The following is a 12,950-nucleotide window of genomic DNA, read 5'->3' as shown; positions in this document are numbered from 1 at the left end:
CAACGAATGCATTTCCTATGTTTTGATAAATCTCTGACAACCTACGCTGTTCCCAAGTGTCAGTAAATCCTTTGAATCTTATCTCCGGAGTTTTGTTATTATTCGACATCGTTTGAACCTCCGAGCAATTCTATTAACTCTGCAAAAGCTTTCATATCATAATCATTGCCTGTTAATTCACCAAGCATATCTGACAGTGATGATTCTGCTTCGTTTATCTGACTGTCAAGGTCTGTAAGTGTAAGCTCATATCTTTTTGAAAGCTTGGTGATACGCTCGGCAAGCTTATGAGAAATTGCTGTGTACAGATCAATTATTCCCTTGCCTATGGCATAATACCACTTCTTGTCTACAAGCAGCTCCTTGATCTCATCATCGGTAAGTGACGCATATCTCTCACGAGCCTTTTCATCAAGCGACTTATCCATTTCTTTTATAAGCTTTGTAGATTCCTCAGACCTTTGTGCAAGCTCAAACGCTTTCTTTAACTCTTCATAGTCATCGGCGTATGCAGCAGGTGCAGGCGCTTCTGCACGGGCTGCACTTAAAGCATTATGTATGGATGCTTTGGTTACAGTTCCTTTATCGGTATACGCAACTTTCAGTTCAGCGTGCTTGTCGATATACTGTGTATATTCCTTCTTTTTCATTGACGGAAGAAGGCTCTGCAACTGAATAAGACCGTCAATGAGCGGAGTATGGACATTTTCCATGATCTTGTCTATCTTCTCCTGAATATCCTTGCTCTTGACTTTTCCGCCATCTGCAATCTCTGATAATGCAGAATCCTCTGCGGATTCCTCTATCATAGACATAAGACGGGAGTCTGTTTCTGCAACGATATCCATAAGATCATCAATAGCTTTTTTCTCTTTAGGGAACAATTCCGATTTCACCAATGCCTTGGGTATGATCTTGCCTTCCCAGCCTGCGACCTTTAGCTCAGGATTGCCGTCGGCATCCGTTTTCTTTGTTTCCTTCATGATGTTTTCTGTCTCTCTTGCAACACCGTAACCCTGTTTCTCCGATATGATAAATGAAATATCATCGTTAAGCACTTCGTTCCAGTATGCAAGAAGTATCTGGTAAATATCATACTTGTTGATAAGCGTGATATCTTCAAATGCTTTCATTATATTCTCTGCCAACTCGGATATGAGAATTTTGGCAGAAACGGAGCTATCAAGTTTTTTCAGTTTTGTATCTGCAAAAGATTTCCAGTCCGTAAATGCCTTGTCGATAAGTTCACCGTATGCCGAGAATTCATCATTAGCATATATCGTTCTGCGAATGTCGTTTTCTTCCACATTCAGCTTATAATAGCTATCACTAAGCGAACTGAGCAACTCATCTTTCAGCGTCGGGAATGCATCCCAGTATTTACTCAGTGCATCTATATCCACAGCAGGGATACCGCCGTGAATATGAGCATAAATATCCTGAATATCCTCAGGCTCGGAAGAATCTATATAACGGGAAATATTCAGGTTATAGCCATTCTTCTCTTTGATCTCCTTATTGGGAACAAAGCGAGCATATTTAGGATCATCTGTAATCTGTTCATTGAATGTAGTGACAATGCGATAGATATCCTGTTCACGCAGTCTGTTCTTGTTTCCGTCCTTTACAAATCCCTTGCCTGCGTCTATCATAAAGATGCCTGAGCGATTCTCTGCACCCTCTTTATCTATGATCAGTATGCAGGCAGGTATACCTGTGCCATAAAACAGGTTAGGCGGTAGGCTGATGATCCCCTTGATCCAGCCCTTATCAACAATAGCCTGACGAATCGTTCCTTCGGCATTTCCACGGAATAAAACACCGTGAGGGAGAATGACAGCAGCTTTACCCGTAGATTTCAGTGTTTTTAATATGTGCATCAACCAGGCATAGTCGCCGTTTTTCTCAGGTGGTCTATCTCCATATCCGGAGAATCTGCCGAACTCTTTCAAGCCATCAGACCAGTTTTTGAGAGAAAAAGGCGGATTGGCAACAATATAATCAAATCGTTCCAGTTCGGAAGCATCTTCATTTTTTATAAACTGAGGATCAGAGAATGTATTACCTGCCATGATCTTGATAGTAGCTTTATTATGGAGAACGGCATTCATTTTAGCAAGACCTACCGTCGAACTCTCTTTTTCCTGTCCATAACCCGATATCTCAAACGGAACTTCCGCAAGTGCTCTGATAAGTAATGAACCACTGCCGCAAGCCGGATCACATACTGTGGCATCATGATCCGTACATTTATCTATGCCTATAACCTTAGCAAGAATACGAGAAACTTCCGCCGGTGTATAGAACTGCCCTTTACTTTTTCCACTTTCAGTAGCAAAATTTCTCATAAGGTATTCATATGCATCGCCTATGATATCATCGCCGTCTGCTTTATTATTTGAGAAATCCAATTCAGGACGTTGAAAAATAGCAATAAGTTTTGTGAGCTTATCAACCATTTCCTGTCCTTTACCGATTTTTGCTTCGTCATTAAAATGTGCGATGTCAATTACACCTTTTAAGCTGTCATTAACTTCAGCAAGACGTGCAATAATTTTATCTATACCTTCGCCAATATTCTTCTTGTTTTTGAGTGCAATAAAGTCATCAAAAGAACAGCCTATTCTTTTTTCGGGATCAGGATTGGGATCATGTTCTTTATCGAAAACGGTCAAATCTCCGTATTTCTGTCCCTTATACTTATCCGTTACATACTTCATAAACAAAAGGGTTAGTATGTAATCCTTATACTGTGATGCATCCATTCCTCCGCGCAGTGCATCACAACTTGCCCATAGTGAACTATATAATTCCGTTTTCTTAACCGCCATAATACGAATCTCCTTACAATTAAGTTGCTATATTTCTTACTCAATAGCACTTTTGCCACTCTTTACCCATGCATCAAGCTCCGAGCGTTTGAATTTCCACTGCTTACCGATTTTGTGGGCAGGGATATCTTTATTATTGCGAATCCAACTTCGGATAGTAACAGGCTTGATTCCTAAGTGTTCAGCTGCCTCTTCAAGGCTTATCCATTTTTCATTAACAGCGCTATTTTCCATTTTATCACCTCTTGTAGTAGATGAAACATATAATAATCTATTATAATTATACTATATCGGTTTGAAAATTTCAAGAGGTTTAGTGTTATTTCGTGATATTTATACTAAGTTTATTTATATGCATTGTGCATTTTTCTTGGTATATAGAATAAGGCTCCCAGAATTCACTCTGAGAGCCTCGTTTCGTATTTATAGATATCAGAACGGATGCTGTATCTGACAGCCGCAGTGAGCCATTTTCGTTCGCTTGAGAGCATACCACCTGCACTATCAGAAAATTTGCTCCGAATTAACGTCCACCTTAACAGCAAACTTATTCTGAAAGTGCAGTTCCTCCACGATGAGAACAGCGGTGTTATCGGGAGCGTTCATGAGCGAACCAACAAATGTAATCGTACCGCCTTTGGAATAGAGAAAACTCACAGCACTTGCATTATCATCAAAGGCAAGACAGGTGAACGTGTCTGTCTCGACAGCATCAACGCCTTTCTGCTTAGGCTGGTCAACGGCGATACTGAATTTGCAGTATTTAGGGTCATCTTTGGTAGTAACAGCAGGCTCGCTTAGAAGCCTGCCTGACATCATGATCTTATTCAACATAGTCTGCTCCTTTCAATCTTCGTCCGAACACTCGTTAAGCCCGTGTATAAGCTGAATGTATACGCACTCTGCTCGGTCGTGCCCCTCGCCGTCAGTGGACATCATCACTTCAAGGAAATACGCCTTTGCTTGTTCGTAGTCCGTCCAGACCTCACGCTTTCCGTTGCAGACGGTTGTAATCTTTCGTGTTCTCGGCATTGCCAATTCAGGTGTTTTCAACATAGCTGTGTACCTCCATAAGTTTTATCGTGAATCCATTATATCCGATAAAACTACCTGAGTCCAGCTCTGTGGAAGGATTGTAATAATTCTTGTGAAAAGCGCAGCAAAAAGTTGATTTTCCCCGGTGCATTGCGCTGTAATGATGATTGACTTTTTCGGTGGTATGTGCTATGATATAAAAAGTACAAGAAGCTTAAAAGCAAGTAAGAAGGAGTTCGTATGAAGCTGGATAAGGATCATATAAACAGTATAATTCATGGAAACAGCAGGTTTTTCTCGGCTTATTCCGATCCGGATCCTTACTTTATGTATACTCGTAAGGGATATACCGAAGATTTCGAGGAGAAGATTATTGACATCTATTACGACAAGCTGAGATATGCTGTGCAGAATGCAGAGAAGCTTGTCAATGAGATGTTCAGAGAAGAATTCTACGATTTTTACGGAGTTGATAAAAACGCTGTATCTTCTCCTGAACAAATGAAAACTGAATTAGTTTTCGACTCTTTTACCATGGATATTGATGATATGTCTATAGCTGTTTATTTTTCAAATAAGAGCTTTATGTTCGGACATTTTATTGACGCACGCTGGGATGCTGACTGGAACTTCAGGTGTTACTGGATAGATTAAAAACACGGATAGCCGTTGCATAAATGGCTGTCCGTGTTTTTGGTTTCACATTTCTCTGTTGCAGATTTCCGCATACACATCTTCGGGTATCATCGGTGAGCATATCTCCGCAAGCAATTTTTCATCTATTTCGCCTGTCTCAGCATACTGCTTTCCTGCCTGCTTCACAAGCTCAAATCTCGGCACAGTTACCTCTGCTGCTTCGGGAGCATTGAACATCGGACTTTCGGGGACGGTGATGATAGTGTGGTTATTTGGGAACATCAGCTTGAACTGCATGACTGCAGGCTCAAAATTCTGCTTGGTGTTCGGGAAACCGCAGCCGCAGGTCATCATGTATTTCAGGCGCGAAAAATCCGCCTGCCCGACGTGAACATACCTGTCACCCTGCTTCTTCATCGCCATACTTGAAAGCGGCATTGTACGGTCAGCAAAAGCCTTTAAAGATGCAGGCATTCCGTAGCAGTAAAGCGGGTAGCTGAACAGCAAAAGATTGCCCTCCAGCACTTCGCTGAGAAGTTCTTCATGTCATCGTTATGGATGCACTCTCCGCCGTTACGCTTACAAGTGAAACAGCCCGTGCAATATTCGATATGCTTGTCGATAATATCAACGATGTGAATCTCCTGCGGAGCAGCTTCTTTCATGCCTTCAAGGAACGCCCGTGTTATGTGCATCGTGTCTCTTTTTTCACGCTTGGGACTGCCGTTCAGAACAAGTATTTTCATAGTGATCTTTCTTCTTCCGTCTCTCAGTTTTTATGCTGATATTTTTATTATAAACACGTGCGGAAGTCACGTCAATCCACGCTCCGCAGAGTGGATTATTTCGATGATTTTTTCTCTGTTCAGGTTTTGGAGAATGGTGGCTGTCACCAGAATTTCCAGCACATTGTTTATCAGGTTTCTGTATTACAATGTGCAGAGCTTGCTGGGGGTGATTTTTGACCTTGTAGGCATCATATTTTTTCTGACTGATTGTTCCAATTTTTTGCTCTTGTTTACTCAGGGGTATGGGGAAGTTTCCCTCAGCAAGCATCGTGTATTGTTTGCACAGTTCTTGTGTACACAATACACCGAGCTTGCTGGGTGTGAATCTGAACTTGGATTTTTGTTTTTTTCGAGCAGTTTAGCTCGGTTTATCTTTCCTTTTTGTTGTTCGGGGTTCAAGGGGGAGAACCCTCTTGCAAGCTGTGTATCGGAGCATTCAATTTTCCATAATTGTAATGCGGAGATACCGTGCTTGCTGGTATAGACTCAGCTCATGCGGAGGTGGCTTTCACATTTTTATTCGACAACGCCTTTTTCTCTTCATAATATCAAATCTTAGTAATGCACAGTTGACATTTCATATATAAGCTTGTATAATAAAGGAAATAGACAAGCTGATAGCCACCCATGATATTCTAAGGAGGTAGTTTATGGCAAATCATACCGAGAGAAAAGGAGTCCACCATTGTGGAGAAATAGCAGAAGAATATCAATGGATGTTTAGGGAGCAACCAGTAAATGATATTGGCATTGATGCGCATATGGAATTTACAGATCCATCTGGTGCAGCAAAACAACTCCTTGCATTACAAATTAAAACTGGTTCGAGCTATTTTAAAGAAGAAAAAGACAACTGTATTGTTTTCAGAGATATTGATGAAAGACAATATAATTATTGGACAACAAATTCTTTGCCTTGTATTGTTGTTTTATATAATAATGACTCCGATAACAAAATTTGCATTTGGCAAAAGCTAACATCAGAAACGATCGAAAGAACTAAAGGCGGAGACGGAAAAGGCTTTTTTGTAAAAGTTCCATTAAATCAAGTCTTTTTGGATGACTCATCCAATCAACAGCTTCTTTCATTCTCTAATTTACCTGAACACATTACAAATTATAACTTTCTTTTGTCACAGAAGCAGTTCATGAGCATTATAAAAGATGGAGGCACAGTTAAGCTTCATTCAACAGAATGGGTTAATAAGTGTAGCGGAAGAGGAGAAACAGAATTAATCGTGGATGATGGAAATGAAGAAAAAACATATTCATATCCATATTGGTTTCCCTTTACTCCATATATTGAGGTGTTTCCTAAACTGTTTCCTTGGGCACACTTTTCGATTGACGAAGAGTTTTATGAAGAAGACGATTTAACTCTTTGGCGTGATCTTCACTGTTATTATGATAAGGAGATAGATGACTGGGTAGTTGTTGGAAAATCTTTTGAAGAATTTCGTAAAAGTTTACCTGCAATACGAGGTGTTGACCATTCTGGAGAAGTTGCAGAGTATATGCTAATACTTAGCCTAAATGATTTAGGAGAATCATTTTTAACTGTTGACGGCTATGTATCACAAATCCGACCTTATGCTGAAGCAAGACCAGAAGGAGATTAAAAATATGAAACATATAAAACTCAATGATTTTTCGAATATAAGAAACACAATAGGTGAATATATTCTTGATCCGACAGAAAAGTATGTAATAACTCTCGAAAATGAAATAGAATTCCAAATGGCAACATTAAGTGCATTTCAAGTAATGGGAACGCCTCCTGCTCTGAAAAATTACCATGCTTGGCTATATGAAAATGGATTTAATATTGAAACTCCTAATCCAACAAATGAAGCAGTTGCACCATACTATGGCGTTAAACCACTTTGGAAAACCAATTATTCACAAGGAATAGTTGTAATGGCAGAGAATGAAAGCAATTATTACATTGTCATGGAATGCAGCGGTAAAAATGTAGGCTATAAGCATACAATGGTTATTCTTACAATGGGTGGTTGTATGTAAGAATAAATACTAAAGCGCCTACACTTATGTAAATATTTGTTAGATGTTGAAGGTTAAAAGCAGTCTCACTTGAGGCTGCTTTTCATATTTCCAGTATAAATTGCACTGGGGAAAACTGAAATACAACCTAAAGTTCGTGCGCAATGCGGCTGGACAATAGGCTTCATTACGCGCTATAATATTCATAGTCGCAAAATACTCGGTCGGCTGAAAGGATGACATACCGACCTTGCGGCTGCGTAGAGGGTAAGAGAAAGAAAGCGATGCCCTCACCAATGCGTAGAGATATATAAGCAAAGGAAAGATCGCTATGAACAAAGAAAACAACGTGTCCGAGTACAAGATCGGACGAACAACTTACATCGTGAAGTTAGTATTCAACCCTGCTTCAAAGGAACGCCTTACTGATATCCTGCAAAGGCTGATAGACCGTGAGTGTGAAGAAATGCTCGGTGAATCCGGACAAGAACCTGAGAAGCAGGCTGTGTAATATTGGCGTTATAGCGCATTGCCATTGACGGTATATTGCGCTATAATGATAACATAGCTCGCTTTATCTGTCGGAAAGGAAGGTTTAATATGACAGACAAGATAACAGCGCTGTATTGTCGTCTTTCGCAGGACGATATGTTACAGGGTGAGAGTAATAGTATCACCAATCAGAAGGCTATCCTCAAAAAGTATGCGGAGGATGACGGTTTCAGCAATCCCGTTTACTACGTTGATGACGGAGTTTCGGGAACGACATTTGAACGTGACGGCTTCAAGGCTATGATGTCTGACATCGAAGCAGGCAAAGTCGGAACGGTCATTACCAAAGACCTTTCAAGGCTTGGTCGTGACTATCTTAAAACAGGTGAATATATTGAGATCATATTCCCTGACTATGATGTCCGCTATATCGCTATCAATGATAACGTGGATACTCTCAAGAGCGAGAATGAGCTGATGGCTTTCAAGAACATTTTTAATGACTGGTACGCCAGGGATACATCGAAGAAGATTCGTGCTATATTCAAGGCAAAGGGTCAGTCGGGCAAACCGCTTTCTCTGCCTATTTACGGGTACAAGGCATCTGAGGAAGATAAGCACAAGTGGATCATTGATGATGAGCCTGCAGCGGTTGTCCGCAAAATATACAAGCTCTGCATCAGCGGCTACGGTCCGACTCAGATAGCTCGTAAGCTGACTGAGGAAGGTATCCCAAATCCGACGGCTTACGCTATATCGCAGGGAAGAAACCCAGCCAACAAGAATTCAAGGCTTGACCGCTGGTGTACTGAAACTGTCATTGACATTTTAGAGCACCCCGAATACATCGGTCATACGGTGAACTTCCGTACACGCCGCAAGTCCTACAAGAACAAGCGTAAGATTGAAAATCCGAAAGAAGACTGGCTCATCTTTGAGAATACCCACGAGCCTATCGTCACACAGCAGGAGTTTGATCTTGTTCAGGAGATGCGTAAGGATAAGCGCAGAAATCAGAAGCAGGAAACTGTAAATCCGTTTTCGGGCATCTGTTATTGTGCTGATTGTGGGAAGAAGCTGTATTTATGCCGTTCCAAGAGTCTCAGCGAAGAACAGGAACATCTGAAATGCTCTACGCACTCAGCAGATAAGAATAGCTGTTCTTCACATTATATCAGGACTGTGGTGCTAAAGAAGTTGGTTTTGAATGCTCTGAACAAGCTCCTTGATAATGTCAAAGACAGTGAAGCTGAGTTTGTGCAGACAGCCATGGACAACTCTGCGTCAAAGCATTCCTCTGATGTATTTAAAGCAAAGAAAGCTCTTAATCAAGCTGAAAAGCGTATCACTGAACTTGACAGGCTGTTTGTAAGGCTCTATGAGGACAATATTTCGGGTAAGATCTCTGACGAGCGTTTTGCTGTACTGTCCGCAGGATATGAGGACGAGCAGAAGAAGCTGAAAGCGAAAGCATCAGAACTTACTGCTTTTATTGAAACAGCAGAGCAGAAATGTGCTGATGTGATCTCCTTTATAAAGGTAGTGCAGAAGTATGAGCATATCACGGAGCTTACTCCCGAGATCATGCATGAACTTATCGAGAAGATAGTTGTTTACGCTCCTGAAAAGAGCGATGGGCATCGTACTCAGCAGATAGAGATACACTTCCGCTTTGATGTTGCTGTCGCTACGGCAATAGCTGACAGCAGAGAATACGAAAAAAAGAAAAAGGCTGCGTAACTGCGATGTTACGCAACCTTATCTTCAAATCACATAAACTGCTTTATGTGCGCCGCCCTAAAGTGCCGCTTTTTTTTTGCAATAAGATCCGCACAACGCAAAAACCGCCGCAGACGTTAATCTACGGCGGGTATTTGGCGGAGAAGGAGGGAGTAAAAACAGCCCTGTTCTCCCCTTTTACGCCACATCATGAACACGCCTAAAGCCCTGCAAAATCAAGGCTTTGCGCGCTTTTCTCTGTTCACAGCTTTACATACATAATTTTACAATTCGCTTTGAACGTGTATGAAACGTGTATAGTTTCAGATTTCATAATAGGCATTTAGGAACTCCCATTGCTCAGATTCTGACGGACTATTTCCGTCCGCTCACATATATGCCGATACACACGCACCGACTGTTTGTAATTTACTTCCATAACATCACCGAGATCAGTATATCATTTTTGATGAATTTTGTCAAGGTATGTAGGTCAATAAATAAAAATATAATATTTTTCATTTTTCATTTGGTTTACATCTTGAAATTTCAAGAAAAATGTTGTATAATTTAGTAAATACCATAATAAGAGGTGACAGTTTTGCTTTCCATTCCTGAAATGTGCGCAACCAAGTCTAGAATGGCATTAGAAAAGCCAAAAATGAATTCAGCCGAACTTGTTGATAAAATGATCGAAAAGGGCATAATCATTGAACCACATACTAAAGAATATGTAGAAAAATACCTTTTGGAAAGTAATAATTTTCTGCGGTGATGTTCGTACAGAAAACTGTATGATAAATATCCGTGCGGAATAAACCAAGGAAAATATATCAATCTCAACTTCGATCAACTCAGAGCAACAGCGATACTTGACATGAATATAAGAAAACATATTTTTTCTATGTGCATAGATATAGAACACAGCCTTAAGCTAAGAATATTGCAGGATTTTGAAAAATGTAACAACGATGGATATGAATTGATCCAAGACTTTTTCAAAACAAGATCAGGGGGTAAAGTTGCTCTAGACATTGCCAAAAAGAGAGAGAGTTTATATTTAAACAAACTAGCTGGTAAATACATTTATCCTAAAACTGATGACTCGGTTTATTCCGTATCGCTATACAATAATGGAAAGCAGATCGAATACGCTGTAGATGTGCCAATTTGGATAATGCTTGAGATGATAACTTTCGGCGATCTTATCAGCTTCTATAAATTTTTCTATCCTAAAGAGCATACATATGTAGCTGAAACTCCTATTCCAGAGAATATTCTTTTTAATGTAAAAAATATGAGAAACGCGTGTGCTCACAATAATTGTATACTAGCAACTCTTTACAAGGAGACTGAAAGAATTGATCCAAGAATGCGCGCTTTTATCGATAGTCTTGGCACAGATATTGGCAACAGTGGAAAAACCACAAGGCTAAAATGCAGAATTATAAGTGAGATCGTCTGTGTACTCTATTCGTTAAAAAAGCTTGCCTCGCAGGATGTTGCAAGCTATGATTTTCAAAAATTTTTCGATGTACTTGAACATTTTGAACAAAATTATATCCATCTATTTGCTGAAAACAGCCTCGTATTTGCAAATTTTATTTTTTTAAAAAAAGTTGTTGACAAATTGGCTTCATCGTGATATAATATATATTGTAATAGAACAAACCGCAATAGGTTTTTGAGTGGGACAGTGTTATGGATGTTGTCCCGCTTTTTTTATGCAAAAACAGCCGACAGAGCACCCCAAGCACCCTGTCGGCTGTCCGTTTAACAAGCGCTCCGATCACTCAAAACACTTCATTTTGTCGCTTTACGCGGTATAACGATACACGAGCCTATTTCCTTCATCTGTCTAATAACTGCCATTTTGCACTGATAGAAGGTTTCACCACAAAGGACCTGACCGTGCGTGTCATCAAGAAGATAGGTGAGATGTATCAGCCTTTCAGCCATTCGGCGAATTTCTTCCGAGTGACGCGTGATCTCGGGCGTTATGAACTGCATAGGGTGCTTTTTATCTTCTATTGCAAAGCATTTTGGCTTTTCGATCTCCAAACCGTATATCTTGCAAAGCGCCTCAAAACCTCTTTTGTTCACTATTATCAGACTGGGAATATTTTTCGGTACTTTCGGATTTTCTCTCTTGAACTGCGCGAGCGGCTCTTTTTCAAGCAAACCGTATTCAACATGATCAGCCAGCTCTCTGCATATCGTTTCGCTTATCGTAGTGCGGTTAATGCCCGTCATATAAGCAATATCGTGAACAGTCACAACAGGTTCGCCGTTGAACGTCTTATCGAAATAGCTGTAATCGTCAAAAGTCATTTGCTTAGACTCACCGCGAACAGCTTTCGGCACAACGTCCTCAAAGACCCATTTTTCAAACTCCTGCGCTTTCGGCAGCTTGCTGTGGCAGATCAGACGGTAAACGTCCGCTTCGGGGATAAAGCTGACCTCTATCTGCTTGCTTGGCGACTGTGGGTGAGGTATACGGCGTTTCACCGTACACCTGCAATGAGCTGATATGGCGTCATTTGGTCTTGCATAGCCCAGAGCCTTAGCTACATCAGAACCGCACCAAAGCGCAGGGTCGCCTTTTATCTGTCTTATAGTTCCAAACTGTTCGCATGATCTTGTAATTACGTTTTCCATAAATATCATAACTCCTTTTCACTTGACAACCCGAAAAGGATATGCTATAATTAGTTCAGCAATTCATTTTGGGTTGTTTCTTTTTGCGGTAACGTTCAGCTTTCGACGGTGTGACGTTGCCGCTTTTACTTTTGCAAATAATCGTTGTATACCTTGTCTATACCGAGCTTTAAAACCCCTGTTATACTCATGCCAGTCAATCTGCAACATTCGTCAAGCTTTTGCTTTTCAGCTTCTGACAGTCTCAGTCTTGCAACATGGATCTTAGGTTCAGTGGTAGGTCTGCCCATTTTTTTCTTGCCGTTTTCGATTCTTATCACGCCCTATCTTGACATTCGGGGCAAAACGTGATATATTAAAAAATAAGATAGGCGGCGGCAGAACCGCCCGTCTTAGTTTTTTTGGTGCTCCGGCTATTTAGTCGGAGCTTTTTTTGTTTTTGGTTTCCTCGAGAAGTTTTATTACTTCTTCGGTCTCGCCATTTTTCAGCATTGAAAGTATCAATGAGATCAGCAGGTCAAATTCCTTAGCGGTCATCTTGCTCATATTTCCTCCTTTCTCGTTCTGCCCCGTAACTTGTAAGCCTTGCTTACTGTAATTATAGTATAACATATGTAGCTACAAAAGTCAATAACATTTCAAGAAAATATTGCACAAACTTTTACCGCAATTTTAGTGAATTTAACCAATCACTTCACCTTCCCCGCCAACTTCCTCATCAGCTTTTTACCCGCTACCCCGTTCTGCTTGTACCCAAGCTTGCCTAGCACCGCGTTGGTCGCTTTCTCCG

General features: G+C 40.6%; 16 protein-coding genes. 7 read left to right on the top strand and 9 right to left on the bottom strand.

Annotated elements, in window-relative coordinates:
• Nucleotides 1–98 precede the first annotated feature (98 nt).
• The 4 genes from LI114_RS12140 to LI114_RS12125 form a co-directional block, all read right to left on the bottom strand.
• Nucleotides 99–2,831, bottom strand: a complete 2,733-nt coding sequence (locus tag LI114_RS12140; RefSeq protein ID WP_227220905.1) for a type I restriction-modification system subunit M — start codon at nucleotides 2,829–2,831, stop codon at nucleotides 99–101.
• A 36-nt stretch (nucleotides 2,832–2,867) separates the two neighbouring features.
• On the bottom strand, nucleotides 2,868–3,065 hold the full coding sequence (locus LI114_RS12135; protein ID WP_147623134.1) for a helix-turn-helix domain-containing protein: 198 nt from the start codon (nucleotides 3,063–3,065) through the stop codon (nucleotides 2,868–2,870).
• Nucleotides 3,066–3,335: 270 nt separating this feature from the next.
• Nucleotides 3,336–3,665, bottom strand: a complete 330-nt coding sequence (locus LI114_RS12130) for a single-stranded DNA-binding protein (protein ID WP_227220904.1) — start codon at nucleotides 3,663–3,665, stop codon at nucleotides 3,336–3,338.
• A 12-nt stretch (nucleotides 3,666–3,677) separates the two neighbouring features.
• Nucleotides 3,678–3,887: a hypothetical protein gene (locus LI114_RS12125; RefSeq protein WP_227220903.1), complete on the bottom strand. Its 210-nt coding sequence runs from the start codon at nucleotides 3,885–3,887 to the stop codon at nucleotides 3,678–3,680.
• 219 nt (nucleotides 3,888–4,106) lie between these two features.
• Here LI114_RS12125 and LI114_RS12120 point away from each other — a divergent pair, with 219 nt between their 5' ends.
• Nucleotides 4,107–4,520, top strand: a complete 414-nt coding sequence (locus LI114_RS12120) for a hypothetical protein (protein ID WP_227220902.1) — start codon at nucleotides 4,107–4,109, stop codon at nucleotides 4,518–4,520.
• Nucleotides 4,521–4,565: 45 nt separating this feature from the next.
• On the opposite strand, the gene LI114_RS12115 is transcribed toward LI114_RS12120, so the two are convergent.
• The gene (locus LI114_RS12115; protein ID WP_264468308.1) at nucleotides 4,566–5,009 is read right to left on the bottom strand and encodes an NAD(P)H-dependent oxidoreductase; all 444 of its coding nucleotides are present in this window, start codon (nucleotides 5,007–5,009) and stop codon (nucleotides 4,566–4,568) included.
• Nucleotides 4,961–5,248: an NAD(P)H-dependent oxidoreductase gene (locus LI114_RS14215; protein WP_264468307.1), complete on the bottom strand. Its 288-nt coding sequence runs from the start codon at nucleotides 5,246–5,248 to the stop codon at nucleotides 4,961–4,963. The genes LI114_RS12115 and LI114_RS14215 overlap by 49 nt, the downstream gene beginning before the upstream one ends.
• Before the next feature lie 692 nt (nucleotides 5,249–5,940).
• On the opposite strand from LI114_RS14215, the gene LI114_RS12105 reads away from it, so the two are divergent.
• The 6 genes from LI114_RS12105 to LI114_RS12085 all read left to right on the top strand — a co-directional run bounded on the left by LI114_RS12105 (nucleotide 5,941) and on the right by LI114_RS12085 (nucleotide 11,147).
• On the top strand, nucleotides 5,941–6,909 hold the full coding sequence (locus LI114_RS12105) for a DUF4365 domain-containing protein (protein WP_227220900.1): 969 nt from the start codon (nucleotides 5,941–5,943) through the stop codon (nucleotides 6,907–6,909).
• Nucleotides 6,910–6,913: 4 nt separating this feature from the next.
• Entirely contained in the window at nucleotides 6,914–7,312 is a 399-nt protein-coding gene (locus LI114_RS12100) for a hypothetical protein (protein ID WP_227220899.1), read from the top strand.
• A gap of 310 nt (nucleotides 7,313–7,622) precedes the next feature.
• Nucleotides 7,623–7,802 carry a transposon-encoded TnpW family protein gene (locus LI114_RS12095; protein WP_227220898.1) on the top strand — a complete coding sequence of 60 codons (180 nt, stop codon included), beginning with the start codon at nucleotides 7,623–7,625 and terminating at the stop codon, nucleotides 7,800–7,802.
• Between the two features lie 89 nt (nucleotides 7,803–7,891).
• A complete protein-coding gene (locus LI114_RS12090) occupies nucleotides 7,892–9,523 on the top strand; it encodes a recombinase family protein (RefSeq protein ID WP_227220897.1) in 1,632 nt (543 codons plus the stop codon).
• 619 nt (nucleotides 9,524–10,142) lie between these two features.
• On the top strand, nucleotides 10,143–10,277 hold the full coding sequence (locus LI114_RS14210) for a hypothetical protein (RefSeq protein ID WP_264468306.1): 135 nt from the start codon (nucleotides 10,143–10,145) through the stop codon (nucleotides 10,275–10,277).
• Nucleotides 10,278–10,292: 15 nt separating this feature from the next.
• Nucleotides 10,293–11,147 carry an Abi family protein gene (locus LI114_RS12085; RefSeq protein WP_227220906.1) on the top strand — a complete coding sequence of 285 codons (855 nt, stop codon included), beginning with the start codon at nucleotides 10,293–10,295 and terminating at the stop codon, nucleotides 11,145–11,147.
• A gap of 158 nt (nucleotides 11,148–11,305) precedes the next feature.
• Here the strand turns inward: LI114_RS12085 and LI114_RS12080 are convergent, their stop codons facing one another.
• The 3 genes from LI114_RS12080 to LI114_RS14205 form a co-directional block, all read right to left on the bottom strand.
• Nucleotides 11,306–12,160 (bottom strand): Bro-N domain-containing protein, encoded by an 855-nt coding sequence (locus tag LI114_RS12080; RefSeq protein ID WP_227220896.1) that lies wholly within the window; start codon nucleotides 12,158–12,160, stop codon nucleotides 11,306–11,308.
• 125 nt (nucleotides 12,161–12,285) lie between these two features.
• A complete protein-coding gene (locus LI114_RS12075; protein WP_227220892.1) occupies nucleotides 12,286–12,480 on the bottom strand; it encodes a hypothetical protein in 195 nt (64 codons plus the stop codon).
• Between the two features lie 97 nt (nucleotides 12,481–12,577).
• A complete protein-coding gene (locus LI114_RS14205; protein WP_264468305.1) occupies nucleotides 12,578–12,706 on the bottom strand; it encodes a hypothetical protein in 129 nt (42 codons plus the stop codon).
• Between the last annotated feature and the right edge of the window lie 244 nt (nucleotides 12,707–12,950).

This window comes from Ruminococcus sp. 210702-SL.1.03 (assembly GCF_020559915.1).
Lineage (GTDB): Bacteria > Bacillota > Clostridia > Oscillospirales > Ruminococcaceae > YE71.
The sequence above is the reverse complement of the archived record's forward strand: the minus strand, read 5'-3'. Positions and strand labels throughout refer to the sequence as shown.

What these genes read in the sequence shown, in the direction of transcription:
- LI114_RS12140 (WP_227220905.1), bottom strand. Translation starts at nt 2,831, where the DNA reads ATGGCGGTTAAGAAAACGGAATTATATAGTTCACTATGGGCAAGTTGT.
- LI114_RS12135 (WP_147623134.1), bottom strand. Translation starts at nt 3,065, where the DNA reads ATGGAAAATAGCGCTGTTAATGAAAAATGGATAAGCCTTGAAGAGGCA.
- LI114_RS12130 (WP_227220904.1), bottom strand. Translation starts at nt 3,665, where the DNA reads ATGTTGAATAAGATCATGATGTCAGGCAGGCTTCTAAGCGAGCCTGCT.
- LI114_RS12125 (WP_227220903.1), bottom strand. Translation starts at nt 3,887, where the DNA reads ATGTTGAAAACACCTGAATTGGCAATGCCGAGAACACGAAAGATTACA.
- LI114_RS12120 (WP_227220902.1), top strand. Translation starts at nt 4,107, where the DNA reads ATGAAGCTGGATAAGGATCATATAAACAGTATAATTCATGGAAACAGC.
- LI114_RS14215 (WP_264468307.1), bottom strand. Translation starts at nt 5,248, where the DNA reads ATGAAAATACTTGTTCTGAACGGCAGTCCCAAGCGTGAAAAAAGAGAC.
- LI114_RS12105 (WP_227220900.1), top strand. Translation starts at nt 5,941, where the DNA reads ATGGCAAATCATACCGAGAGAAAAGGAGTCCACCATTGTGGAGAAATA.
- LI114_RS12100 (WP_227220899.1), top strand. Translation starts at nt 6,914, where the DNA reads ATGAAACATATAAAACTCAATGATTTTTCGAATATAAGAAACACAATA.
- LI114_RS12095 (WP_227220898.1), top strand. Translation starts at nt 7,623, where the DNA reads ATGAACAAAGAAAACAACGTGTCCGAGTACAAGATCGGACGAACAACT.
- LI114_RS12090 (WP_227220897.1), top strand. Translation starts at nt 7,892, where the DNA reads ATGACAGACAAGATAACAGCGCTGTATTGTCGTCTTTCGCAGGACGAT.
- LI114_RS14210 (WP_264468306.1), top strand. Translation starts at nt 10,143, where the DNA reads ATGGCATTAGAAAAGCCAAAAATGAATTCAGCCGAACTTGTTGATAAA.
- LI114_RS12080 (WP_227220896.1), bottom strand. Translation starts at nt 12,160, where the DNA reads ATGGAAAACGTAATTACAAGATCATGCGAACAGTTTGGAACTATAAGA.
- LI114_RS14205 (WP_264468305.1), bottom strand. Translation starts at nt 12,706, where the DNA reads ATGAGCAAGATGACCGCTAAGGAATTTGACCTGCTGATCTCATTGATA.